At 35.6% G+C, this 26617-nt stretch carries 14 protein-coding genes; 8 read left to right on the forward strand and 6 right to left on the reverse strand.

The window, feature by feature from the left end; translation table 11 throughout:
• Positions 1–194: 194 nt before the first annotated feature.
• The 8 genes from BUB42_RS04170 to BUB42_RS04205 all read left to right on the forward strand — a co-directional run bounded on the left by BUB42_RS04170 (position 195) and on the right by BUB42_RS04205 (position 19010).
• Positions 195–3206: a SusC/RagA family TonB-linked outer membrane protein gene (locus BUB42_RS04170; protein ID WP_073017518.1), complete on the forward strand. Its 3012-nt coding sequence runs from the start codon at positions 195–197 to the stop codon at positions 3204–3206.
• Between the two features lie 4 nt (positions 3207–3210).
• Positions 3211–4665, forward strand: a complete 1455-nt coding sequence (locus tag BUB42_RS04175) for a RagB/SusD family nutrient uptake outer membrane protein (protein WP_073017520.1) — start codon at positions 3211–3213, stop codon at positions 4663–4665.
• Between the two features lie 18 nt (positions 4666–4683).
• The gene (locus BUB42_RS04180; protein ID WP_073017522.1) at positions 4684–5661 is read left to right on the forward strand and encodes a LamG-like jellyroll fold domain-containing protein; all 978 of its coding nucleotides are present in this window, start codon (positions 4684–4686) and stop codon (positions 5659–5661) included.
• A 67-nt stretch (positions 5662–5728) separates the two neighbouring features.
• Positions 5729–7120 (forward strand): glucoamylase family protein, encoded by a 1392-nt coding sequence (locus BUB42_RS04185; RefSeq protein ID WP_073017524.1) that lies wholly within the window; start codon positions 5729–5731, stop codon positions 7118–7120.
• Positions 7121–7133: 13 nt separating this feature from the next.
• A complete protein-coding gene (locus BUB42_RS04190; protein WP_073017526.1) occupies positions 7134–7841 on the forward strand; it encodes a carboxylesterase family protein in 708 nt (235 codons plus the stop codon).
• Positions 7838–10138: a beta-glucosidase BglX gene (gene bglX / locus BUB42_RS04195; protein ID WP_073017848.1), complete on the forward strand. Its 2301-nt coding sequence runs from the start codon at positions 7838–7840 to the stop codon at positions 10136–10138. Before BUB42_RS04190 ends, bglX begins: the two co-directional genes overlap by 4 nt.
• Positions 10139–10487: 349 nt before the next feature.
• Complete coding sequence (locus tag BUB42_RS04200; protein WP_170857184.1) at positions 10488–18092, forward strand: S8 family serine peptidase; 7605 nt, start codon at positions 10488–10490, stop codon at positions 18090–18092.
• Between the two features lie 84 nt (positions 18093–18176).
• Complete coding sequence (locus tag BUB42_RS04205) at positions 18177–19010, forward strand: hypothetical protein (RefSeq protein ID WP_073017529.1); 834 nt, start codon at positions 18177–18179, stop codon at positions 19008–19010.
• Between the two features lie 596 nt (positions 19011–19606).
• Here the strand turns inward: BUB42_RS04205 and kdsA are convergent.
• From kdsA to BUB42_RS04235, 6 genes are all read right to left on the reverse strand, one after another.
• Complete coding sequence (gene kdsA, locus BUB42_RS04210; RefSeq protein ID WP_073017531.1) at positions 19607–20425, reverse strand: 3-deoxy-8-phosphooctulonate synthase; 819 nt, start codon at positions 20423–20425, stop codon at positions 19607–19609.
• 170 nt (positions 20426–20595) lie between these two features.
• Positions 20596–21048 (reverse strand): 2-dehydro-3-deoxyphosphooctonate aldolase, encoded by a 453-nt coding sequence (locus BUB42_RS04215; protein WP_073017850.1) that lies wholly within the window; start codon positions 21046–21048, stop codon positions 20596–20598.
• A 168-nt stretch (positions 21049–21216) separates the two neighbouring features.
• Positions 21217–21402, reverse strand: coding sequence for a YgaP family membrane protein (locus tag BUB42_RS04220; RefSeq protein ID WP_073017533.1), 186 nt, complete (start codon positions 21400–21402; stop codon positions 21217–21219).
• Positions 21403–21451: 49 nt separating this feature from the next.
• A complete protein-coding gene (locus BUB42_RS04225) occupies positions 21452–21757 on the reverse strand; it encodes a hypothetical protein (RefSeq protein WP_073017852.1) in 306 nt (101 codons plus the stop codon).
• 236 nt (positions 21758–21993) lie between these two features.
• Positions 21994–25242 (reverse strand): efflux RND transporter permease subunit, encoded by a 3249-nt coding sequence (locus BUB42_RS04230; RefSeq protein ID WP_073017535.1) that lies wholly within the window; start codon positions 25240–25242, stop codon positions 21994–21996.
• Positions 25243–25486: 244 nt separating this feature from the next.
• The gene (locus BUB42_RS04235; RefSeq protein WP_073017538.1) at positions 25487–26563 is read right to left on the reverse strand and encodes an efflux RND transporter periplasmic adaptor subunit; all 1077 of its coding nucleotides are present in this window, start codon (positions 26561–26563) and stop codon (positions 25487–25489) included.
• Positions 26564–26617: the final 54 nt, after the last annotated feature.

Raw genomic sequence — 26617 nt, forward strand, 5'->3', positions numbered from 1 at the left:
AATATTCTAACACATCATTACTACATCATAGAGCAATGATTGGTTACATTTTTGTATTTGTTATATCCAGTAAAACAGCTAATTATATAACAATTGTTGTTTTTTGATGTGTTTTTGTAGTACAGTGTATTAACTTACTACAACGTTGTATTTATCTAATTTAGCTTCAACAACTTTAACACATTATTAATAATATGAGAAATTTTATTTTTAGCTTTTTAGCACTTATCTTATTGCCAGCGTACATGTCTGGTCAAATAATTAAGGGAAAAGTACTGGATAAAGAAGGCATTCCTGTTCCTGCAGCGATCATAATTGCAGCAGGTTCTAATACCTCAGCCGATACTGATTTTGATGGTAATTTTAATATTAACGCGAAAGTAGGCGAGATGTTAAAGATTAGCATGCTGGGATTTGATCCAGTATCAATTGCTGCAACGGCAGGTTTAATGACTGTAACGCTGCAGGAATCACAAGATACTTCATTAAAGGAGGTAGTCATAATAGGTTACGGTAGCAGAAAAAAAATTGACAACACATCAGCTATAACTTCGCTTAGAGCTGAGGAAGTGTCTAAAATGAAAGTTTTAAACGCATCACAAGCCATTCAAGGTAAAGCTGCTGGTGTCCAAGTTATTTCGTCTGATTTACCAGGAGCTGCGCCATCAATAATTATTAGAGGTTTAGGTACCGCATTAGGAGGCAGAACGCCACTTTTTATTGTGGATGGAATGCCCACTGACAATATCAATAATATCAACACAAACGATATTACCGCTTATGAAATATTGAAGGATGCATCCTCTCTAGCCATTTATGGAACTAGAGCAGCTAACGGAGTTGTTATTATTACAACCAAACAAGGAGGAGGTAATAAAATTTCAGTCGAAGTGGAAACATTTGCCGGTTTTAGAGCGCCTTTAAAAGCTGTAAAAATGGCTGGAAGTAACAAATATTCTCATTATTCTAATGCTGCTTTGCAAACCACTACTTTTTCACAAGATCAACCGGTGAATACTGATTGGTTTGATGCTATTACTAGAACTGGAACGTATGCGCAAAACAACATATCGGTATCAGGATCTTCAGAAAATGTGAAATACTTTTTTAGTGCAGGTAATTACGAGGAAAAGGCAGTGCTTAACGGTCTAGATTTCAGTCGAACAACTTTTAGAACGAATAACGAATTTAAGATATCTAAGAAATTGACAGTAAGCCAAAATCTAAGTTTTGGTTCTTCTAATTCAACACCTAAACCATTAGATGCGTTCACAAATGCTTACAAACAGTCACCTATTATTCCGGTGCGTTTCCCAAACGGGGAATATGGAATTTCACTCGTAGGTGCTAACGGATTTGCAGGCGTTGCAGGATCTTCATTTAACAACGTTGGGAATCCAGTTGCTCAATTGGATTACTTTGATGAACAACAGCGCAGTATTACGTTACAAGGTGGCTTAAAACTAGATTATGATATATTAGATTCTTTAAAATTCACCTCGCAGTTTAATGGCGAATATTATTCATGGAAAAATTATAATTTCGAGGATAGTAGAAGAATTTGGGAGACCAATAACAATCCAGGTCGCTTAAGTTCGATCATATACCCAGTCGAAAGAAACATAAATGTCCTTACTAAAGGTAGATCGCAATATTTTAACTGGAACTTATCTAATTATTTGACTTACAATAAGGTTTTTGCAAACATACATGATATTGAAGTTACTGCTGGTACCGAAACCTCAATAAGAGGTCCGCGTGAAGACTTACGAATAGTGAGAAGAAATGTCAATGAAAATTCAAATTATTGGTCGCTAGCTGGCGTTGATTACGGAGCAACAGTTTTAAATTACAATGATGTAGTGTCTAATGAAAATAGGCTGCTTTCTTATTTTGGACGCTTCCAATATAAATTAATGGATAGATATTTAGTAACGGGAACGTTAAGACGAGATGGATCTTCTAATTTTGGAAAAGATTTTCGATGGGGAACGTTCCCGGCCTTAGGCTTAGGCTGGATTGTGACAAAGGAGAATTTCATGGCTAATGTAAAAGCGCTCAATTTACTTAAGTTAAGAGGAAGCTGGGGGAAATTAGGCAATCAAAACGTTCCATTAAACAATCAAGCGTATAGCATTGCAGGACTTACTTCTTATTTAGGAGGTTCAATCTTATTTGATGGAACTACCATAAATTCACAAATTGACCCTAGTTTATCATGGGAAGTTACAGAAGAAGCTTCTGTAGGTTTAGATTTTGAATTATTGGATAGTAGATTAAAGGGATCTTTTGATGTTTATGACAAAACAACAAATAATGTAATTTTAAACACTAGGCCTTTGATAACCTCTGGCATCAGTAACGCATCTCCGGCACATGTGGGTGAAGTGTCTAATAGAGGTTACGAAATCGCTCTAAGATGGGATGATAGAATATCTGAAAATTTAAGTTACTGGGTTGGAGGAAATTTTTCAAGTAATAAAAATGAACTCACAGGACTAAGCAATGCCATCCTTGCGCCAGTAATAGGAGGAGATTTAGGAAATGGTCAGTTCACAAAAATTTTAGATAACAGCGCGGTGGGTCAGCCTTTAGGTAGTTTTTTCATGTATGAATATGCAGGTTTTGATCCTGCCACTGGTGCTAAACTTTATTTAAACGCGGCTGGAAATCCAGTTACTCAGGATGCATTGAATGCAGTCACAGATAAAAAGTTTGTTGGCTCTATTTTACCAACGTCAAATTACGGAGTCACATTAGGATTAAATTATAAAAACTTCGATTTTTCTGTTGATGGATATGGCACTGCTGGTGCTAAAGTATACAACGGTAAAAAAGCACAACGTTTTGCTGGAGAAAATGTTGAAGATTCATTAGCAACTAATTTTTGGACGGCTAACAATATAACGGCTCCAAATCCTGCTCCTTTTAACCAAGTACCCGTGGCATCGACTTTTTATTTAGAATCAGGTGACTTTTTTAGAATCAACAACATTTCATTGGGTTACAAAATTCCTTTACAAGGAATGTTTATAAATGCATGTAGAATTTACGTAAATGCGATAAATCCGTTTATTACGCAGCGATTTTCAGGGTTCTCGCCAGAGCTAAATGGCGATGGTAATCCTTACGGGTCACAAGGAATTGAATTGAATGCATATCCTGCATTACGATCAATAGTTGTAGGAGCTAATTTAAAATTTTAAAAAAATGAAAAAGATATTTTTACCAATTTTTATACTATCCATGCATTTATTATCAGGATGTTCAGATGAATTTTTAGATGTGGATCAAACTGAATCCATTTCGACAAAAGATATCGAATTATTTAATAATGATGCTGGTGCAGCAACCTTTGTTACTGCAATATATAGTAAGTTCTTAGATTTCAACATGTCATCATTCTCCTGGAACGGAGTTTCAAGTATCGCCTCTGATGATGCCGATAAGGGTTCGTCTCCGGGAGATACAGGAACTGATAAAGATGTTATGGATGCATTGACATACAATCCTTCGTCTCTATCTATTACTGAAATATTCTCGGCTAATTATGAAGGAATTAATAGGTGTAATCAAGCACTTAATATTATTCCTCAGCTAGAAAAAGCCGATGCGACTTTACGAGCTCGATTGATGGGAGAAGCAAAGTTCTTGCGAGCATTTATGTATTTTACATTAGTAAAAACGTATGGTGGAGTGCCTATTATCGATCGCTTACCTAATCCTTCATCCCAGGAAGATAGAACGATGCAGTTAACACGTAAATCTAAGGAAGAGGTTTATGCTTTTATCGAAAAAGATTTAAGCGATGCTATTGAAGTATTGTTCGATAAATCACAGTACCCAAGTAGTGAAAGGGGCAGAGCTTCACGAGGAGCTGCTTATGCTTTACTAGCAAAAGTAAATCTATACCAGAAAAATTGGCAAAAAGTTGTAGACAACTGTAATCTCGTTACTGGTTATGCTATCGTTCCTGATTATGCATCAATGTTTCGAGTTGCTGGTGAAAATGACGCTGAATCGATTTTTGAAATTCAAGGTGTTGGATCTATACCTATTAGAGGAATTCAAAATTATTCTGTGAGCCAAGGAGCACGTGGTGCTGGTGGCTGGGGTTGGGGTTTCAATACGCCTTCTCTAAGTTTATTGAATGCTTACGAAGTAGGCGATTTAAGAAGAAATGCAACCATTATTTTTGCGGGAACTACTTTGTATGATGGACGAGTTGTACCAACAACAGTAGAAAATCCAAGATATAATTACAAAGCCTACTCTTCTGCAATTCCTGATGCTGAGCAATCCGATACGAATATTAAATACTTGCGATTTGCTGAAGTTTTATTGATGAAAGCAGAAGCATTAAATGAGTTAAATCAAACTTCGGGTGCAATCCCTTTGCTAAACCAAATCAGATTAAGAGCTGGATTGGGCAATACGACAGCCGTTTCACAAGCTGATGTTAGAATCGCAATTTGGAAAGAGAGACGGGTTGAACTAGCCTTTGAACACGATCGTTTCTTCGATGTCGTGAGAACCGGTCAAGCAGTAGCTGCATTTGCCATTCATGGAAAAACATTTGTTGCAGGGAAGCATGAAGTATTTCCATTGCCTCAACTTTTCCTCAATGAAACGGCTGGATTATCGTCACAAAACCCAGGTTATTAATTTTAAAAATTATACAAAATGAAAACAAACAAATATAATTTGATATTCACTTGTGTTTTACTTTCACAATTTTTTGTGAGTTGTAACGAGGATAATATTGATAAAGTAAATGCGCCAATTGCCTTTGAAGCAATTGGTGGTTATTCAAATTCAGATGATATCGCTTCAGCTGATTTAGTCTCTAAAATGAGTTTCGAAAATAATTTAACAGACACCAAAGGTGCGATTAGTAATATTTTAGGTACTAACATTGCTTACGCAACTGGAGCAAAAGGGAATGCCTATAATGGATCTAGTACTCAAGAACGATACTTTACAGGAAATGCTAGCACGGCAATTACTGGACTAAATAGTTTTACTTTTTCTTTTTGGATGAATACGGCCAATACGGTTGATCCAGCAGTGGCTGGTCAAGGGAAAGGTGCTCAAGGAATATTCAGTATTGTGCGACCTACAGAGTTTTGGGGCGCGTTAAATGTCTTTATGGAAAATCCAGACGCAGCGTTTCCCAACCGAATTCGCTTGAAAATTAATTTAGAAAATGGTAGAGCTGGAGTAGCCTGGAGGAGTTGGGGACCCATAATTAATATTGATAACAACATCAATAAATGGATGCATGTTGTTTTTTCTTATGACGCATCTAAAAGCACTTTTTCAGCGTACATAAATGGAGAATTAGCGCCTAATTTAGGATCATTTCCTTACGCGCCTGCAGCTGGAGTTAACGGGACAACTATTTTTTATGCAGATAATCCAGGTAGCTTAAGTAATAGTAATAACGCCCCAAGATATGGTGATTTTCAAATGGCGGGAATCAATGGAAAATTAGTTATTGGTACACATCCATTTGAAACTACGCCAGCACTAAATAACGGAACACCGCAGGATTGGGCAACAAGTTATGCCGGTTTTTTAGATGAATTTAGAATTTATAAATCTGCGCTTACTCCCAGTGACGTTCGTTTTTTATTCAAGTTAGAAAGTGATGGTCGATAATTTTTTTATACACCTAGTTCCTTTGAACTAGGTGTTTTAAAAATACTAACATTTATATTTTTTTACAATGAAAAAGTACATCAATTGTGGATTAGCTTTTATGGCTCTTTTTATTTCTTGTTCGTCCTCACCATCTCCTGAGGGTGGAGGTACAGGAACTCCGCTACCAACCACTCCCGCACCCCAAATAGTTCCTTTAACAGAAACGGAGGTAATGGATCAGGTACAAAAAGATGTTATCAAATATTTTTGGGATTATGCTGAGACTAATTCAAAATTGGCTAGAGAAAGGTATTTCGTTGATCAACCTAGTTTTGAATCAAATATTATTGCAACTGGTGGATCGGGTTTTGGATTGATGACACTTATTGTAGGGATAGAACGTGGATTTATTCCACGAGCTGAGGCAGTGACTCGAATGACAACTGCACTAAATTTTTTAAAAAGCGCGGATAGATTCCACGGAGCTTGGCCTCATTGGATTGACGGCAGAACCGGAAGAGTAATCCCATTCAGCGAGAAAGACAATGGTGGTGATATTGTTGAAACTGCATTTTTATGTCAAGGTTTATTGACGGTGAGAGAATACTTCAAAAATGGTAGCACTGCCGAAAGAGCATTGGCAACATTAGCCGATGATTTATGGAAAGGCGTGGAGTGGAGCTGGTACACCAAAGGTGAAAATGCTATGTATTGGCATTGGTCACCTAATTTTGGTTGGGATATGAACTTTAAGCTACAGGGTTATGACGAAGTTTTAATTGCGTACGTACTTGCTGCTTCTTCTCCTACGCATCCTGTTCCCGTTGCAGCATATAATCAAGGATGGGCTCGTAGTGGTGCAATCGTAAATGGAGGTTCTCAATACGGAATTCCAGTTATTGTCAATCACAACGGGGCAACCGGAAATGTAGGACCTTTATTTTGGGCGCAATATTCGTACTTAGGAATGGATCCCAGAGGATTATCTGATAAGTATGCAAATTATGGGACTTTGACACAAAATCATTCAAAAATCATCAATCAATATTGTATTGCTAATCCAAAGCAATGGAGAGGTTATTCAGATAAATGTTGGGGACTTACCGCAAGTTACACTAGAAATGTTGACGGAAGCACAGGATATACCGCACACCAACCTTTGAATGACACAGGAATTATTACACCCACAGCGGCATTGTCTTCCTTTCCATATACACCAGTTGAAAGTATGAAGTTTTTATTGTACTTGTATAATGAAAGAAAGAGTGACTTAATAGGTATTGCCGGACCTTATGATGCTTTTTCGCCGCATTACAATTGGATTACAACACGTTATTTAGCAATTGATCAAGGTACTATTGCTCCCATGATCGAAAATCATCGCACGGGGTTAATATGGAAATTATTTATGCAAGCTCCAGAAGTAAAAACAGGTTTGCAATCACTAGGATTTAAATCTACTCAGTACGGTTTTTAAATTTGAGCTAACTATGAAATATGAAGCGGTAATACTAATGGTTTTGTTTTCCTTCATTTCTGTCGCACAAAGTGAAGTAGTAGGAAAAATTAAAACGGAAATTATAGCTCAGAAAGAGCTAGCTTATGTTTTACACATTCCCATCACAACCAATGAAAAAAAACCATTGATCATTTTTCTTCATGGTTCTGGTGAAAAAGGAACTGATATTGAAAAAGTAAAAATACACGGTCCTTTCAAGTATTTAAAAAATCATCAAATAGATGCATTTATCTTGGCGCCACAATGTCCTGAAAATCAGTATTGGGATGAGGAAGTTTTATATCATTTGATTTTAAAAATCCAAAAAGAGAACAACATTGATAGTAATAGAATGTATCTCACAGGATTAAGTTTGGGAGCTTGGGGCGCTTGGAACCTTATTTTTGCTCATCCTGAAACTTTTGCAGCTTTTGTTCCTATTGCAGGATTTGTAGATAGAATTCCAATGATTGAAAACTGTAAAATAGCAGCCATTCCCACGCGAATTTTTCACGGATTGTTAGACGACGTCGTTAGTGTTGACAATTCGATTGCCATTTATAAAAAAATAAAAACCTGCAGTAGTACTATTTCCTTAACGATTTTTGATGATGCCAATCACGATAGTTGGTCAAGAGTATATGACAACCAAGAAATTTATGATTGGATGTTCAAACAAACAAAAAAAGAAAAAAAATGAAAGTTAAGCTTATTATCATGCTTATTGGTTTTTCATTCTTTGGCTATAGCCAAAAAAAGAATTCGAAAAAGACTATTGCCATTAAACCAAGAACAGAATTTGTATCCGATTTACTGTCGAAAATGACAATAGAAGAAAAAATCGGCCAACTCAATTTACCTACTTCAGGTGATATTACAACTGGTGCTCCTAGTAACTCCAATGTCGCAAAAAATATTGAAGAAGGCAAAGTAGGTGGTTTATTCAACATTAAATCAGTTCAAAAAATAAGAGAGGTACAAAAAATTGCTGTAGAAAAAAGCCGACTGAAAATTCCATTGCTTTTTGGGATGGATGTTATCCACGGTTATGAGACTACATTTCCTATTCCGCTTGGACTATCTTGTACATGGGATATGAAACTGATTGAAAGAACGGCTCAAATTGCGGCACAAGAAGCTAGCGCCGATGGCATCAACTGGACTTTTTCGCCCATGGTTGATATCTCTCGTGATCCAAGATGGGGAAGAGTTTCTGAAGGTTCTGGTGAAGATCCCTTTTTAGGGAGTCAAATCGCCAAAGCTATGGTAAACGGATACCAACAAAATGACTTAGCTAAGAACAATACTATTTTAGCTTGTGTAAAACATTTTGCTTTGTACGGTGCGCCAGAAGCAGGACGAGATTACAATACAGTTGATATGAGCCGTATAAGAATGTATAACGACTATTTTCCTCCTTTCAAAGCTGCGATTGATGCTGGAGTTGGCTCAATTATGGCCGCCTTTAATGAAGTTGACGGAATCCCGGCTACTGGAAATAAATGGTTAATGACTGATGTACTTCGCCAGCAATGGGGATTTACTGGATTTGCCGTTACTGATTACACTGGAATCAATGAAATGGTTGATCATGGGATGGGTGATTTACAAACTGTATCAGCCCTTGCGATGAACGCTGGAATCGAAATGGATATGGTAGGTGAAGGTTTTTTGACGACTTTAAAAAAATCACTTGACGAGGGAAAGATAACTAAAGCGCAAATTGACAATGCAACTCGTTTAATTTTAAATGCTAAATATGATTTAGGTTTGTTTGAAGATCCGTATAAATATTGCGATGAAAAAAGGGCTACAACTGAGATTTTTACAGCTAAAAACCGCGCTGAAGCTAGAGCAATATCAGCTCAGTCTTTAGTTTTATTAAAAAACAATAATCAATTGCTTCCTTTGAAAAAATCGGGAACAATTGCCGTTATTGGGCCATTGGCTGATGCCAAAGAAAATATGGCTGGCACTTGGAGTGTGGCTACGAACATGGAAAAATCCATATCACTTATTGCAGGTATCAAAGAGGTTGTAGGTAAGAATTCTAATGTGCTTTACGCCAAAGGCAGTAATCTTGATTATGATCCAGCTTTTGAAGAAAAAGCGACCATGTTTGGTAAAACATTGCATCGTGACAGCAGAACCTCTGCAGAATTATTGGCGGAAGCTTTAAAAATAGCCTATCAGGCGGATGTAATAGTTGCCGCTTTGGGAGAGTCAGCTGAAATGTCTGGAGAAAGCAGTAGTAGAACAAATTTAGAAATTCCACAAGCTCAAAAAGATTTATTACAAGCATTGTTAAAAACGGGAAAACCGGTAGTACTGGTTTTATTTACAGGACGTCCATTAGTTTTAGTTCAAGAAAACGAGAGTGTCCCTGTTATTTTGAATGCGTGGTTTGCAGGAAGTGAGGCAGGAACCGCTATCGCTGATGTTTTATTTGGAAAAGTAAATCCTTCTGGTAAATTAACTGCAACGTTTCCAAGAAGTGTTGGTCAAGTGCCTATTTATTACAATCACAAAAATACGGGCAGACCGCTTGCAAATACGGAAGGAAAGTTCGAGAAATTCAGATCTAATTATATCGATGAACGAAATGAGCCATTATATCCTTTTGGTTTTGGACTAAGTTATACTTCTTTTGATTATTCAAATTTGAAAATTTCAACGAATAAAATGAATAGCCGTGAAAAATTAACTGTTTCTGTTGATGTTACAAATAGTGGGAATTATGATGGTAAAGAAGTTGTTCAACTGTATATAAGAGATTTAGTGGGATCAGTAACAAGACCAGTCAAAGAATTAAAAGGTTTTCAAAAAATAGATCTTAAAAAAGGACAGATGCAAACAGTAAATTTTGAAATTTCTTTGGAGGATTTAAAATTTTATAATTCAGATTTAAAATTTACGGCTGAGCCAGGTCGTTTTGAAATTTTTGTTGGCACTAATTCCAACACAGAAAATAAAGTTAGTTTCGAGTTGATTGAGTAAATTTGGTTTATTTATTTCTGTAAAGCCCTTCAGTATTTTTACTGAGGGGCTTTTTGTTATTAATTCTTTTTGTAAAAAATTTCCAGTACAAAACTTATAAGTATTAATTCATATTTTCTCTGTGAGTGCCTATAAAACCTACAAAAAGCGATAAATTTATTTTACTTAAAAATAACAGATTAATACGATATTGACATAAATTTTTACATAATAGACAATAATTTAAAATATATGTGCTAAAAAAAATTTAATATCTAATAATTTATTTCGATTAAAAATTTACATAATGTATTTTTTTTAATATAATTTTGCCATATTAATTAACAAATAACTTAAATATTAAAAAATGATGAAAAAAGTACTTTTTCTCATTTTGATTCTATTTTCGATCATAAGCTGGTCGCAGAAAACCAATCAAAATGATTTTTCTATTTTAATTAATGGAAATAAAGTTGCAACCAACGCAAGTTATAAACAACAAGCTGAAGTCCTCCGAACGACTTCCAACAAAAAAGGTGGTATCAAAACGGGATATATGCTTTTACAATTTTCGAAAATTCCAACGGTTAACGAACAGAAAGAATTAGAAAATCAGGGTATAACGCTTTTAAGCTATTTATCTAACAATGCCTATTACGTTTCTGTTAACTCCAAGTTTTATAACTCAAGTAGTGTAGCAAAAAATGTGAGATCGTTTGTGGAATTTGAACCAAATTTTAAAATGGAGCAAACCATTGTTAGTGGAGCAATTCCAGATTACGCAAAAAGCGGTAATTCTGTAAAAGTTGTGGTTAGTTACTTTAAGGGTGTTGATAAAACGACTATTTCAAATGATCTTGCACAAATAGGGGTAAAAGATCTCAAGAATATGGAATCATTTTATCAATTGTATTTGCAAGCTCCGATAGAAAAACTTGAAGAAATTGCAAAATTTAACTGGGTACAAAATATAGAATTAATTTCTCCGCCGGTTGAGAGCGAAAACCTTCCGGGTGTAACCTCTCATAAAGCAAATGTTTTAGGGTCTGCTATTCCGGGTCTAGGATATAATTTGACTGGAAAAGGAGTTAGAATGGGTATTTGGGATGGAAATCTTGAAAAGCATATTGATCACACTGGTAGAGTGATTAATAGAGAATACGAATCTCCTTCTTCACATGGTTCACATGTTTCCGGAACCGTTGGTGGAGCCGGTATTTTAGATCCAAGAGCCAAAGGTATGGCTCCAGATGTTCAGATGTATGGTTGGAATTTCAATATACAGTCAAATGGTTTGCCAGTTCACGTAGAAAGAGATTTTGCTGCTGCAAATGATGGAGTGGAGATTACTTCAAATTCCTATGGTGTGCCGCTAGCAACTGGTTATAATGTAGTGCGCTATGGTGCTGGAGATAGAGGTGATGATGATGTTACTGTAAAATATCCTTATTTACTAAATGTATATTCAAATGGGAATTCTCAAACTGCAATTGTAGGAGGTTTTAATACCTCGACCAAAGCATCGAAAAATGCATTGCATGTAGCTGCTAATGATCCAAATGATGTGATTAGTACATATAGCAGTTTTGGGCCAACACTTGATGGACGACTAGTTCCTCAGATTTCGGCGGTGGGCTCAAGTGTTTACTCATTGGATTACAATAATTCATATACAACAATGAGCGGAACTTCAATGTCTACTCCAGGCACTTCAGGTACTCTAGCATTGCTTTATGAAAGATATAAAAATATTTTCGGTGCTAGGCCTTTAGCTTCTCTAATGAAAGCGCTAGTTTCCAATACAGCAAAAGATGTGGGAAATGCGGGACCAGATTATAAATATGGTTTCGGAAATTTAAATGGCTTGAGGGCAGTTAAAGTATTAGACAATAAAATGTTTTACACAGGTTCAGTTAGTAATGGAGCTTCTTTTGAAAAAGATATTGTTGTCCCAGCTGGTTTAACTACGTTAAAAGTGATGCTTGCTTATTCTGATATTGGCGCAACGCCAGGTGCAGCTGCAATCTCGGTTAATGATTTGGATATTAAAATTGTTAGAGGTGGCGTGACAACACTTCCTTGGATTTTAAATCCAAGCTCTCCTAATGCAACAGCAACTAGGGGTGTAGATAATTTAAATAATATTGAACAAATCACTTTTGATCTACCTACTGCAGGAACCTATAAAATCATTGTTACAGGAACTGCGGTTCCCATGAATTCTCAAGAGTTTGCTGTGGTTTATGATTATGTTGCGCCGGAACTTATATTGACTTACCCTATCGGTGGCGAGAAATTTAATCCTGATGCTACAGAATTTATCCGCTGGGATTATGAAGGAGAAGTTAGAACTTTCAATATTGAATATTCTAATGACGGTGGCAGTACTTACACTACTATAGCTGCAAATGTACCATCAGCAGCAAGAAATTTTTCCTGGAGAGTGCCTGCAGGAGTAGTTCCTAATGCTAAAATTCGAATTAGTGCAGGAAGTAGAGTTGCTGTTTCAAAAGAAAACTTTACTATCATGACCGAGCCCAAAAATTTAGTAATTGCAAGAGCACTTTGCGGTGGAACAGCTTACAAAATGGATTGGGATGCAATTGCAGGTGCAAAATATGAAGTTTTAAAATTAAATGGATTTAAATTTGATTTGGTTGCGACTGTAACTGATCCAACTTATACCTTTACAAATTTAACTGTTGGAGATAACAATTGGTTTACTGTTCGTGCTATAGATATTACTACTGGAACCGTATCTGAAAGATCGAGAGCTATAAATGTTGAGCCTATCGCTAGTCCCGTTCTTACAGCATTAAATCTACCATTACTAGAAAATTTTAATGATAGAAAACCATCTTCTTATACGTTGTCTAGGGCAAGTGCAACTGGAACCATTGGTTTTGAATCACAAAGTCTTGCACTTCTAGATGCAGTAAAAATGTCTGGTTCATCAGTGGCAGGTTCGCCGCTTTGGGCAGCGAGCACTACTGCAAATGCTTTTACAAATAATCCAAATTATATCAAGAGACTATCATTCTGTGAAGTTGATGCTACTAGTTTAGCAGGTAAGGCAGTACGTTTAAAATTCAATTTAATTTGGAATAGCAGTACCGCCGTTAACAGAAACTTTTTTAGAGTTTTAGTTAATGGAGTTCCTGTTACAAGTGCTACAAATATCGCTGTATACGGTGGTGCTGTAACTTCAGGAAATACTGTAGTAACATACGATTTAGCAGGTGTAGCTGGAACTAAATTTAGTGTTACACTTGAAGGAGTGATGGACAATAATGCAACTACAGGTAATAATCCTATATTCAATACAATTTTTGTAGATAATATCGAAATATTCGAAGCAGTTTCTACTGATTTAGCGATAACAGCTTTACTTACTAACACTGGATTTACTGCTGCTGAGACTGTCAGAGCTAGCGTGTATAATTTTTCTCCGGTAGCAGTAAGTAACGTTCCTGTTTCTTACAAAATAAATGATGGAGCAGAAGTTGTAGAAACGATCGCAGGACCAATTGCACCATTGACTGAAGTAACTTATACTTTTACACAAACAGCAAATTTCTCAGTTGGAGGTTTATATACTGTAATTGGTAAAATAGTACCACTAAATGATGCAGATGCAACAAATAATACTTTAACAAGGACAGTTTCAAATATTGGGACTGATGTTCTAATTGGAGGTGCTACGCCGGTAATTACCTGTAGCGCAGTATTTACCGACAGTGGAAGTAGATTTGGTAATTATGCTAATGGTCTTAATCAAACAATAACTTTTAGACCCGCTACTGCTGGTAATAGTGTTAAAGTTGATTTTACTGAATTTGCTACTGAAGCAACTTATGATTTTCTTTTTATTTATAATGGGCCCTTAATCACTTCTCCTTTATTAGGAGTATATGATGGGAATTCGTTACCTCCCTCGTTAACTTCAACTGCAACAGGCGGAGAACTTACTTTTAGGTTTACATCAGATACGGAAGTTGTTGACAGAGGTTGGGTAGCAAATATCTCTTGTGTGGCTAGGCCAACGGTTAACGACACAGAAATTACTTCAATTATAACACCTGAAATTCTTGGTAGAAAGACCGCAACAAATGCAATAACAATTAGTGTAAATAATTTAGGGTCTACAGCACGAACGAATGTGCCTGTGTTTTATCAAGTTAATGGACAAACTAAAATCGTAGGTGTAGTTCCATCTATTGCCGCTCTTACAGCAGTTCCTTTTACTTTTTTAACAACAGCGGATTTATCGGTTGTAGATGCAACATATACAATTAGAGCAGGTATAGACGAAATAGATGGTAATGTAAATAATAACATTTTAGAAAAAGTAGTTTTTAATAAAAATGCTTTGCCAACTAATACTAACACAAATGGTTTTGCAATAACCTCATTACGATGGAACGATGTTGTTAATAATTCTGGCATAACAGGATATTCCGATTTTAAAAATGTTAAAATTCCAGTTTATGCAGGTTTTACCTATCAACCACAAATTACTATTTCAAAAGTTGAGAGACCGTTACCTAATTTCTTGGCGGCGGTACCCGGAGTTTTCACGATGATCGTAATCGATTTAAATGGAGATGGAAATTTAACAGATGAATTTTATGCAGGTACGTTTTGGGTTAATACTTTAAATACAGCAAGTGCACCAGCTATTTTATCCACTACAAGTACTCATAATTTTAGGAATAGTTCTAATCAAACAGGTGGACTAACAATTCCAACTGCAACAACTGCGGGCGAGAAATTAATGCGTGTTATTCACATGTTCCGCTCACCGAATGAGTTCTACAATGTAAATCTAGGACCTACAATAGACGGTTTAACGACTTCGAGAGAAGATTTTGAAATTGAAGAATATACAATTAACGTTCTTCCTTTTACAGCTGCTGACGCAAGTGTGGAAAGGATCACAGCACCGCTAAAACCGGGTAAGAGACCAGTAGTTGTAAGTGCAATTGTGCGAAATTTTTCCAATGCTCCAATCTCAAATTTTCCAGTAGCTTATAAAGTAAATGGTGGTACTGAAGTTGTTCAAACAGTTACAGCATCAATCGCTGCTGGAGCTACTGCAAATGTTGTTTTTACAACTAATGCAGATTTAAGTGTGCCAGGCGAATATACGGTTGAAGTATATACAAAATTAGTTGGCGATACAGATATCACTAACGATTCAAAGTCTATAGCATTATCGCATGTGCCTAATGCTAGTACAAACGTTACTGGAACTTTTGACGGTATTAATGATTACATTGTTTCTGATATTACTCCTGCTTTAAACCTTACAAACAATTATACATTTGAAACATGGATAAATAGAAAGAGTCCAACTGTTTTTGGTAGAATACTAGAGAAAGGTTCAGTTAATCTATTTGTGCATACCAATAATAATGTAGCTCTTTATCGGGAAAACAGTTTGGTATTATCTGTAACAACTGCTACAGGATCTTATGTATTAAATACGGGTTTAAATTCGATGCAATTAAATAAATGGCATCATGTTGCACTCAGTGTTAGTGCTGCTAATGTTTATACTATTTATATCGATGGAGTTGTAGCGCCATTTATTGCAACAGGAACTGCCGCAGCTGCTAATTCTAATGCACTAAACGCTGCTTTTATAGGGAATAATGCTGGCTTAGCACGAGGATTGGATGCTAACATTGACGAAATACGTATTTGGTCTGGCGTTAGAGATCAGGCAACAATTGCGGCAAATACTATGACTAAGTATACCGGCAATGAACCTAATTTATTAGCATATTATTCATTTAGCGAAGGAGACAAGCAATTTGTATTTGATAGCGCGCCGAATGACAATACTGCAGTGGTTACAAATGCAGATACAAATGGAACGGGTGAAGGAAAATTTTGGAATACGCCAGTTCTTTTGCAAGACCTACGGTTACAAAACCAACTTTCATCAGCTTATGATCCTGCATCTAAGACTTATACAATTTTATTAAATGATGGAGTTAACATTACAACTGCAGTAGCTGAATTTACTGCTGGAATGAATTCAATTGCTAAAGTCAATGGAGTAACTCAAGTAAGCGGAATAACTGCAAATAACTTTACAAATCCTGTGACTTTTACAGTTGAAGGCGTTGGATTTAATACTGGAATCACTGAGATTTACACAATAAAAGTTCTTTCAGGATTAAATAGCGAAAGTAATTTACTTACTTATAACTTTAAAACCGCTGCAAATGCTGGTTTGACTCAAGAAATAACAACAGTAATTTCGGGAGCTAATGCCTCAGCAATTGTTCCTTTTGGAATAAATGTGTCACAATTGAAAGCTGATTTCAGCGTATCTCCTGGTGCCGAGCTTTTTATAGACAATGTAAAACAAACATCAGGAATAAATGAAGTTGATTATTCGAACAGTATTTTTGTAACCGTTGTATCAGAGAATAAGCTTTCCAGAACAAATTATATGGTAACGGTAGATGCTAAAAATACTGAAACAAAATTCCTAAGCTATGCCGTTACTAACCAGTTTAGCCCTACCGTTATTACGGATCTGGGAAAAACTGTTCAGGTATTAGTTAATAATAATGCAACGTTAAATGCATTAGTTCCGGTATTTCAAGTATCTCAGAATGCTACAACTACTATTGGAACTTACCGTCAAGATAGTGGCGAAACGAAACTTAATTACACTGCACCTGTTGAATACAATATTATGGCTCAAAATGGAACATTTCAAAAATGGATGGTCACTATTGAAAGGGCAAAACCTGTAATCAGTTTATTAGGTAACCAGGTAGTTTCTTTGTCGGCAGGCTGCGCATATATAGAAGCTGGATTTTCAGCGATCGATAACTTAAGCAAGGACATTACATCGATGGTTGTAACTTCGGGAGCTCTCAATGTAAATATTGTTGGACAGTATGTGATTACGTACCGCGTTTCGGATGATTTAAACAATGAATCATTTGTAACTAGAACTATAAATGTGCTAGCAAATCAAAAACCAGTAATTATTGCCACTGCAAACGTAATAGTAAATAGTGCTTCTACATTATGTGGAGCAATGGTGGTTGTACAAAATGCTACCGCTACAGATGATTGCGCTGTGGGCACACCAGTAGGAGTAAGAAGTGATGGATTAGGACTAAACACTTTATACCCTGTTGGAATTACCACAATTAGGTGGAACGTGAATGACAATCTTGGCAATGCAGCAGTTGAAGTGCTTCAAACTGTAACCGTTGAAGATAAAGTTTTACCGATAGTTTTCACTAAAAATATCACAGTTCAACTAGACGCTTCATCAAATGTTACAATAGCTGTTGCGGCTATTAATAACGGCTCGACTGACAACTGCGCAATACGTGTAATTGAACTTGATAAAACAACTTTCAACTGTGCAAATCTTGGAAACAATACAGTTACGCTGAAAGTCACAGATGTAAATGGCAATGTTGCTTTTGGAACTGCAACCGTAACAGTTGTAGATAGTCAACCTAACTTGATTAGAAGACATTTTGATGATGTTATCTTCTTTGACAATAGTTCGAATAGTTTTAAGGGGTACAGTTGGTATAAAAATGGAGTTCTAGTGTCAGGTCAAACTGCTCAATACTACAAAGATAGCGCGCCTTTAAACGGTACTTATTATGCTGTAGCGACTAAATTAGACGGCACTGTAGTCACTACTTGTCCGTTGACTTTGTCACCTTCAGTGGAACAAGAGTTTTTAAGGATTGCACCCAATCCTGTTAAAAGTAATGCAGCGTACCAAATTAACACTAATGTCGACTCAGCTAAAATTCAAAATGCACGAGTTATGGTGTTCAATATTCTGGGAACTGTTATAACCAATCAGGTGATTGATAAAAACACAATTGATATGGTGGCGCCAAGTGCTGAAGGTGTTTATATTGTAAAATTGACCTTAGCAAACGGCAAAATTTTCACAAAAAACCTATTGGTTAAAAACTAAAACAAAACGCGTATAAAAGGGTATGAAATCCTCATTGTAGAACAATGAGGATGGATTATTCTGATACTAAAAACATAAATAAATATGAAATTTAATATTAAATATATTGCAGGAATTGTAGTAGTTATTTTTTCAACAGCTGCTAATGCACAGTTTTATATTGGCGTACAATCAGGGATCGCCAATATAAAAAGTGACGTGCAAGGAGTTTCAGCATCCACAATGGTTGGAGGAGCCTTGAAGGCGGGATATATTTATTCTATAACTAATAACTTAGGAATTGGTTCAGGAATAGAGTTTTCCCAATATAAACAGAGAGTATTTTTAAATCAAGGATCAACAACACTAACAAATTTTGAAGTTGATGCAACTGGTTCAGCATTCGTTTACAATGTGACGACAGGAAATTATAGAGAAAATCAAACGTTACAAGCTATTCAAATTCCACTTTTTTTACAGTATAAAAAAAATATAAATAAGGGTGTTGACTTTAACTTTAGAGCTGGTGCTAAATATTTTTTACCTATCAATTATAAGATAGAAGCATCTGCAAATTCTGTCAGAGGGACTGCTTTTTATCCTGATGTTAATCTGATTATCGATAATTTGCCAGAATATGGTTTTGGTAACCAAACGAATTATACCGCATCAGGAGAGTATGAAACTAACGGTGTTATAATGAGTTCTTTTGAATTAGGATTTACTTTTAAAGTGAGTGAAAAGAATTCACTGTACGCTGCCATGTTTTTAGAAAACAGTTATGGATCAATTTTGAATCAAGAACGAAGCGAGTCCTTTGTGGGCTATAATCCAGCTTCCATCTCTAACAGAAAACCAAACGGATTGTATAGTACTGACAAAGATGCGAAAATACAACCAGTATCTTTTGGTTTAACATTAGGATTTAATTTTTTATAAACGAGAGCGTTATTAGCTCAAAAAAACATTAAAATTAACGAAAAACAATTTTTTAAAAACTAAATCAGAAGAAACTTAGTTTTGGTTTAAACGAGTGTTTATTGATGTACACTGCGCATAAAGATAAGATTACAAGAAGAGGTTGCCTATTTAATCAGGCAGCCTCTTTTTTCGTTTTTAAAAAAAAATGAAATAATACCCTTTATGTTTTGAATTTACTGTTAAAAAGAATTGAAATTTGTCAGGTTGAGCACCTCATCCTGATTGTAATGAAGCACGACACGTTGTTTGTAAGTCGTTCGTAATCTCAACTGCGCTCATTTTGACAAAAATATTACAATAATTTCAGAGACATTTGACATAAAAATCTACGTTAATATTGCGGTCATGATTTCCTTCTCAAAATTCAATATATAAAAAAAAAGCTATCGTTAATCACCGATAGCTTTTTCTCGTAAGCTTTTATAAATATTAGCAAATTGAATTCTCAATAATAATTTTTGACCGCTAGTTTGAAACACAGCATCAAAACCGATAATTTTAAAATGCTAATAATTATTTAAATTCTTTTTTTTTAACCGCTGATTTTTATATTTTTAAAACTGATTTATTGTTTTTCTGATCGCAACTAACTTTGTCATTAGAGATTCAAAATAATTCAAATGCAACATATTAGCTCCATCGCTTTTTGCATTAGCAGGATCAAAATGGGTTTCAATAAAAATTCCATCAACACCTACAGCAATTCCAGCTTTGGCCACAGTTTCAATCATATCTGGTCTTCCGCCTGTAACACCAGCTGTTTGGTTGGGTTGTTGCAACGAATGCGTAACATCAAGCACCGTTGTCGCGAATTGTTGCATTGTAGGAATTCCTCTAAAATCCACAATCATGTCTTGATAGCCAAACATCGTTCCTCTATCAGTGATCATAACACTTTCATTTTGACAATCCAATACTTTCTGAACTGCATGTTTCATGCTTTCTGGACTCATAAACTGTCCTTTTTTCAGGTTCACTACTTTTCCAGTATTGGCCGCAGCCACAACTAAATCAGTTTGACGTACTAAAAAAGCAGGAATTTGTAAAACATCAACATATTGCGCAGCCATATCCGCATCTTCGTTAGTATGAATGTCTGTCACTGTAGGCACTTTAAATGTTTCTGAAACTTTTCTCAAAATTTTAAGTGCTTTTTCATCTCCAATACCTGAAAAGCTATCAATTCGAGAGCGGTTCGCTTTTTTGAAAGAACCTTTGAAAACAAATGGTATTTGCAAATTATCAGTTATGCCAACTAATTTTTCAGCAATTCGCATTGCCATTTCTTCGCTTTCAATGGCGCAAGGACCAGCTAAGAGGAAGAAATTACCACTTTCGGTATGTTTTATTTGCGGAATATTATGGATGTTCATAGTAGTTATTTTTTGAAAGTGCAAAGATAGCTAGGTTTTGTGACTCTCGTTTATGGTTTTTGCTTTTATTTGGAGCTATTTCCTGCTATACGTTGCAATCTTTTCCTTTTATTTTCATAAAAGGAAAAGGATTTCCACTTCTATTAGGGCTAAGGGATACTGTTACAATCCTATTTTTTCTTTAAAGTAAGCCCAACAGGAACCATCAAAATTCCTTTTTCGTAAATATTTAAATACAGTTTAATTGGTTTTTTTTGTCCAGTCCATTTTAGTTCATAGACATCAAGAAATCCAGCACCTAGGTCAGTTCTCTTCGTTGGGAAAGGACAGCAACTTTCTAGTTTTACAAAGCTAATTTTTTCTCCTTTTGGTCCAGCTAAAGCATTTAAAAATCGCTGTTGGTTGGCAGTATCGTTCAATGTGTTGTAATAAAAAATGTTTATTGGGTAATCAGCGTCATAACCGTATTTTTTATCGGTGCTATAATTGGCAATGACAAAAGTATTTTCATTAGATAGCATTAGATTTGGCGCAGTGTCATCTACATTCTTCAAAGTAGATTTGGTACCAACGCAAGAAACACCAATAATTAACATTGCGATGAAAAGAAGAGGTTTGTTCATGTTGTTCATAATTCTGTAATATTAAATAATTTGTAAATGTTTTAGCAAATTATAAATTAGTGGTACAAAGATAAACAGAAGTTTATTTGATACTATTAATTTTTTTTAGTCAGTAGTATGAGGTCCTTGCTCCTTAGTAAAAAGTCCTTACTCTAATCACTTAAACAGCTAATCCTTCACACCTAATTTCGCTAAAATAGTATCCATCAAACACCATTTACTAATAGATGATTGTAATAAATTGGCTCCTACAAATGCAGTAAACCACAACCAATTTTGGTCAACATAAATTGATAAAAGCAAACTTATTAATATAAAACTTCCGGCTACGAATCTTACTATTCTGTTTTTCATATTGTCATTGCGAGGTACAAAGCAATCTCGTCCTCTGATTTAGTTGTTATTAATTAGATTTTTCGATATTTAATACCGCAATGTGAATGTTTGACATGGTTACTTGTTTACTATTGAATTCAGTAACCAACTCAAATAAGGGGTCGATATTTTCTTTTTTAACAAAAGCGTAAAATAATATTGACTCTGTTTCATCCATATCACCAGCAAACCAATTGCTCTCTATTGCTTCCTCTGAAAGATCTGTAAAACCCCTTACTTCTTTGTAAGTAAAGGTTTTAACATGAACTTTTTTAAGCATATTCTTGATGTCTTTTTCAAAATCTAAGACAGCGGTTATAATTAGTAGTTTCATATTTTTTTTCATTTAAATTTTTAAGTCCAGGGTAGAAAGTCCATAATCCGTAGTCAAGAGTCCAAAAGGCAAATTCCAAATTTTAAAGTCCAAAGTCCAGTGTTCAAATTCCAAAATCCAAAATCTAAAATCTAAAATTCAAAATCTAAAGTCCTTAGTCCAAATTTCAAAGCTCCAGTCCAAAGTCCAAGTCTCTAATAATTAATATTTAAAGACTGTTAAGGAATAGATTGCTTTTACATTTTTTCAGAAATATCAGGTTTAGACTCCCCTACTTCGGAGGGGCTGAGGGAAGCCTCCCATTTTTTTCGCTCTACGATATAATAAATTAATGGCACGACTAGCAATGTCAAAATAGTAGAAACTATCGCACCAAACACTAATGAAATCGCTAATCCTTGAAATAATGGGTCAAATAAGATAATGGATGCTCCAATAACTACTGCTCCTGTGGTCAACAAAATAGGTGAGGTTCGCACAGCTCCAGCTTCAATGATGGCTTGTTTTAATGGAACTCCGTCCTGCAATCTAATTTCGATAAAATCAATCAGTAAAACCGAATTTCGAACCATAACACCTGCTAAAGCAATCATACCAATGAAAGAAGTCGCTGTAAAATATGCACCTAACAACCAATGTCCAAAAACAATCCCGATCAACGATAGCGGAATAGCTAACATCATTACAATTGGTGTTTTAAAGTTTTGAAACCAGCCTACAATCAGCATGTAAATAATGACAATTGCTACTAAAAATGCAACACCTAAATCACGAAAGACTTCCAGCGTAATTTGCCATTCTCCATCCCATTTTACAGTAAAATTGCTTTCATCAGTAGGTTGTTCCATATACAATTCATCTACTTTATACCCTTTTGGTACTTTCATTTTAGTCAGTTGTTCGCTCATTCCTAAAATTGCATAAACAGGACTTTCTAATGCTCCAGCCATATCAGCAGTCACATAAACTACACGTTTTTGATCTTTCCTGTAAATCGTTTTTTGTAGAGTATCTATTTTTACTTTTACCAAATCACTTATCGGAATCATATTACCTTGATTTCCTTTTATTTTTAAATTCTGAATGTCTTGCAAACTACTTTTATCTTTATCGTCTAGCGAAAGAACAATAGCTACATTGTCATTTGAATTTTCGTCGTACAAATTAGAAATCGGATATTCTTTCAACAAATAGGTCAAATTTCCAACCACTTGTTGCGGAGCGATTCCGTTAAGCATCGCTTTTTCTTTATCCACTTCCAGTTTGTACTCGACTTGATTGTCTTCAACCATCCAATCGATATCCACTACATCGGAAGTATTTTCTAAAATAGTTTTTACTTGCTTAGCGACTTTTATTTGTTCGTCATAATTAGGCCCTCCATATATTTCAGCAACTAATGTCGATAAAACTGGCGGTCCTGGCGGAACTTCAATCAGTTTCACATTCGCACCGTATTTTTTAGCAATCTTCTGAACAGCGGCACGCATGTCTCTAGCAATCGCGTGACTTTGTATCGTTCTTTCTTCTTTATGTAATAAATTAACCTGAATGTCAGCCATATTACTACCACCTCGCATGTCGTAATGACGTACTAATCCGTTGAAAGTGATAGGGGCAGAGGTGCCAATGTAATTTTGATAATTAACTACTTCTGGTCTTGCTGATAAGTATTGAGCAATTTCTTTTGTTACGGCCGCTGTGCGTTCTAGCGTAGTTCCTTCTGGCATATCAATTACCACTTGAAATTCATTTTTGTTATCAAAAGGCAACATTTTTACTACCACAGATTTTGTGAAAAACATAAAAACTGAACCAAACAGCAATAAAACTGTCACCGCTAAAAGAATTCTTCTTTTTGAGCTACTTTCTAATAATGGACGCTCTAATTTGTTGTAAATTTTATAAATACGACTTGTCTCTAATCCTTCTGATTGTTTATGTTCTTGCGTATCCTTTTCTTGAAGTAAATGATATCCTAAATATGGCGTTACGGTCAAGGCTACAAATAGCGATAAAATCATTGCGATCGAAGCTCCAATAGGCATCGGGCTCATGTAAGGTCCCATCATTCCTGATACAAAAGCCATAGGTAAAATAGCAGCAATTACTGTAAAAGTGGCTAGGATAGTTGGATTTCCTACTTCATTTATCGCATAAATAGCAGCTTGTTTAAACGGCAGTCGCTTCATCTTGAAATGACGGTGCATATTTTCGGCAATAATAATACTATCATCAACCACAATTCCCACTACAAATACTAGCGCAAAAAGCGTAATTCTATTTAAGGTATAATCCAATAAATAATAGCTAAATAAAGTCAACGCAAATGTCAAAGGAACCGAGAAAAACACCACTAAGCCACCGCGCCATCCCATAGCCAGCATCACTAATACAGTTACCGCCACAATTGCAATAAATAAGTGAAATAGAAGTTCACCTACTTTGTCTGAAGCTGTTTCTCCATAATTTCTGGTTACTTCCACATGAACATCATTCGGAATTAAATCTTTCTTCAATAATTCCACTTTATGAAGTATTTTCTCTGAGATTTTCATCGCATCAGCTCCTTTTACTTTTCCTATAGAAATCGTAACAGCAGGATATTCTGATTTGGCTGTTTTAAATTTTTCATTGGCTTTGCCATAACCAAAAGATACATAACTGCGAGGAGTTTCAGCCCCATCTACCACTTTTGCTACTTGTTTTAAATAAATAGGCATATTTTTATTGACACCCACAACTAAGTTTTCTACATCCTCAGCATTCGATAAAAATTGTCCAGTAGTCACTAAATATTCTTGATCATTTTGAACAAATCCACCGGATTGTGAACTACCATTATTAGCCTGAATCATTTGCATAATTCCCAAAGCATCCACGCCATTTTCGGCCATTTTATCTTTGTCTAAAACTACTTTTAGTGCACGATTACTGCCACCAATTTCTTTAGTAATGGCAACATCTTTTATTTTTTCAATCTCTGAAGTCACTTCTTCAGCAATTTGGCGCAATTGAAAAGCATCCTCTTTTTCACTCCAAAGTGTAATTCCTAACATCGGAACATCATCAATCGAACGCGTTTTCACCATTGGTTTATAGACACCTTTTGGAAACATATCCTCGTGTTTTGCTAACTCGTCATACAATTTTACATACGAGCGCTCCACATCTTGACCTACGTAAAACTGTACAATCAACATCGCTTGACCATTCATGGCCATAGTGTGCACATGCTCAACGCCTTTTATGTTGGATATAATTTTCTCCAGTGGTTTTGCCACACGGCTTTCCACTTCCGTAGGACTAGCACCTGGATAACCTACTAAAATGTCAGCCATTGGGACATTAATTTGTGGTTCTTCCTCTCTTGGAATCAAAAACGAACTGTAAACTCCAATAATCATTAAACCAATCATCAATAAGATGGTCAGTTTTGAGTTCATGAAAAAATTGGCTATTTTGCCTGAAATACCTTCTTGCATTGTTATTTATTTATTTGGGCGTGACCCTCCCAAAAGGTCGGGTCGGGCAATACGTTACAATCTTTTTGTGTCGTTTATTAACGATACAAAAAGGATTTTCACTGCTATCCCTCACGCGGAATTAATGACGAATTCTTCTTCTTTACTTAAACTGATCACTGCTCACTTGCTGACCAAAGAATACTTTTTACTGCTCACTGCTCACTGACCACTACTCATTTTTTTACTGAACACTGACTACTGATCACTGAACACTCACAAAAGCTCCATTGTATAATTTTCCGTCAGCCGATATGATATATTGCTCATTCGCCGAAAGTCCGGATAAAACTTCAACTTGTTCACCAAAGCTTTTTCCAATACGCAACCATCTCAATATGGCTACATTTCCAGTTCCTACTGTATATATTCCAGATAATTGCCCTTGTTTTACTAAAGCTGATTCTGGTACTAAAAGCACTTCGCTTTTTGATGTGTTTACTTTATTTTCAATTGGAAACTGAACATTTACAAACATTCCTGATAGTACGGTAGCATCTTTTTTATCTAAATCTACTTTTACTAAATATTGCCCTCCAGTATTAGTAGCCGAAATGCTTACTTCGCTTACTTTTCCTTTTAATTTCTCATTGGAGGATTTTACTAAAACGCTAACTGGCATTCCTTTTTTAATTGCTGCAATATCATTTTCAGAAACCATTGCCATAACCTGCAATTTAGTGGCGCCTTCCACGCTTACTAATGGCATTCCTGGATTTGCCATATCACCCTGCTTTATAAAAGTATTAGTTACCACGCCCGAAAATGGCGCTGTGATATTCGAATAACTAAATTGTGCCATTACTTCGTTTCTCATTTGTTTAGCGCCTTCTAATCCTGCTTTTGCCATTTCGTAGCGAGCTGTCATATCATCCAATTCTTTTTGTGAAGCACTTTGCTGTTTAAACAAACTCACAAAACGATCATAATCCTTTTTAGCATTGCTAAAACCTGCTGATGCTTGAAGAATACTAGCATCTACTTGCGCTCTTTTAGCTTGTAAATCAGTATTATTTATACTAACTAATAATTGTCCTGCAGCTACTTTTTGTCCCACTTGTACATGGACTTTATTTACATAACCCATCATTCGAGTGCTCAAGTTAGCACTGTTTTTAGCTTCAATTTTTCCACTTGCAGTTACATAAGGACTTGTATTGTTATCAGAAACTCCATTCACTTTTACAGCAATAGCAGGTTCTTTTATAATTTGCTCTTTCTTTTCGCTATTACAAGAAGCCAGAAGAACTAGGGCTAAAACGGATATAAATATTTTTTTCATAGTTTTATTTTTATTGATTTTGCAATTGATCTTTGCAATTATAAGTGAATTTTG

The sequence above is a fragment of the Flavobacterium micromati genome (assembly GCF_900129585.1).
Taxonomy (GTDB): Bacteria; Bacteroidota; Bacteroidia; order Flavobacteriales; family Flavobacteriaceae; genus Flavobacterium; species Flavobacterium micromati.

Bases quoted from the DNA above. Each gene is read 5' to 3' on its own strand.
- BUB42_RS04170 (WP_073017518.1), top strand. From the start codon at position 195: ATGAGAAATTTTATTTTTAGCTTTTTAGCACTTATCTTATTGCCAGCG.
- BUB42_RS04175 (WP_073017520.1), top strand. From the start codon at position 3,211: ATGAAAAAGATATTTTTACCAATTTTTATACTATCCATGCATTTATTA.
- BUB42_RS04180 (WP_073017522.1), top strand. From the start codon at position 4,684: ATGAAAACAAACAAATATAATTTGATATTCACTTGTGTTTTACTTTCA.
- BUB42_RS04185 (WP_073017524.1), top strand. From the start codon at position 5,729: ATGAAAAAGTACATCAATTGTGGATTAGCTTTTATGGCTCTTTTTATT.
- BUB42_RS04190 (WP_073017526.1), top strand. From the start codon at position 7,134: ATGAAATATGAAGCGGTAATACTAATGGTTTTGTTTTCCTTCATTTCT.
- bglX (WP_073017848.1), top strand. From the start codon at position 7,838: ATGAAAGTTAAGCTTATTATCATGCTTATTGGTTTTTCATTCTTTGGC.
- BUB42_RS04200 (WP_170857184.1), top strand. From the start codon at position 10,488: ATGAAAAAAGTACTTTTTCTCATTTTGATTCTATTTTCGATCATAAGC.
- BUB42_RS04205 (WP_073017529.1), top strand. From the start codon at position 18,177: ATGAAATTTAATATTAAATATATTGCAGGAATTGTAGTAGTTATTTTT.
- kdsA (WP_073017531.1), bottom strand. From the start codon at position 20,425: ATGAACATCCATAATATTCCGCAAATAAAACATACCGAAAGTGGTAAT.
- BUB42_RS04215 (WP_073017850.1), bottom strand. From the start codon at position 21,048: ATGAACAAACCTCTTCTTTTCATCGCAATGTTAATTATTGGTGTTTCT.
- BUB42_RS04220 (WP_073017533.1), bottom strand. From the start codon at position 21,402: ATGAAAAACAGAATAGTAAGATTCGTAGCCGGAAGTTTTATATTAATA.
- BUB42_RS04225 (WP_073017852.1), bottom strand. From the start codon at position 21,757: ATGAAACTACTAATTATAACCGCTGTCTTAGATTTTGAAAAAGACATC.
- BUB42_RS04230 (WP_073017535.1), bottom strand. From the start codon at position 25,242: ATGCAAGAAGGTATTTCAGGCAAAATAGCCAATTTTTTCATGAACTCA.
- BUB42_RS04235 (WP_073017538.1), bottom strand. From the start codon at position 26,563: ATGAAAAAAATATTTATATCCGTTTTAGCCCTAGTTCTTCTGGCTTCT.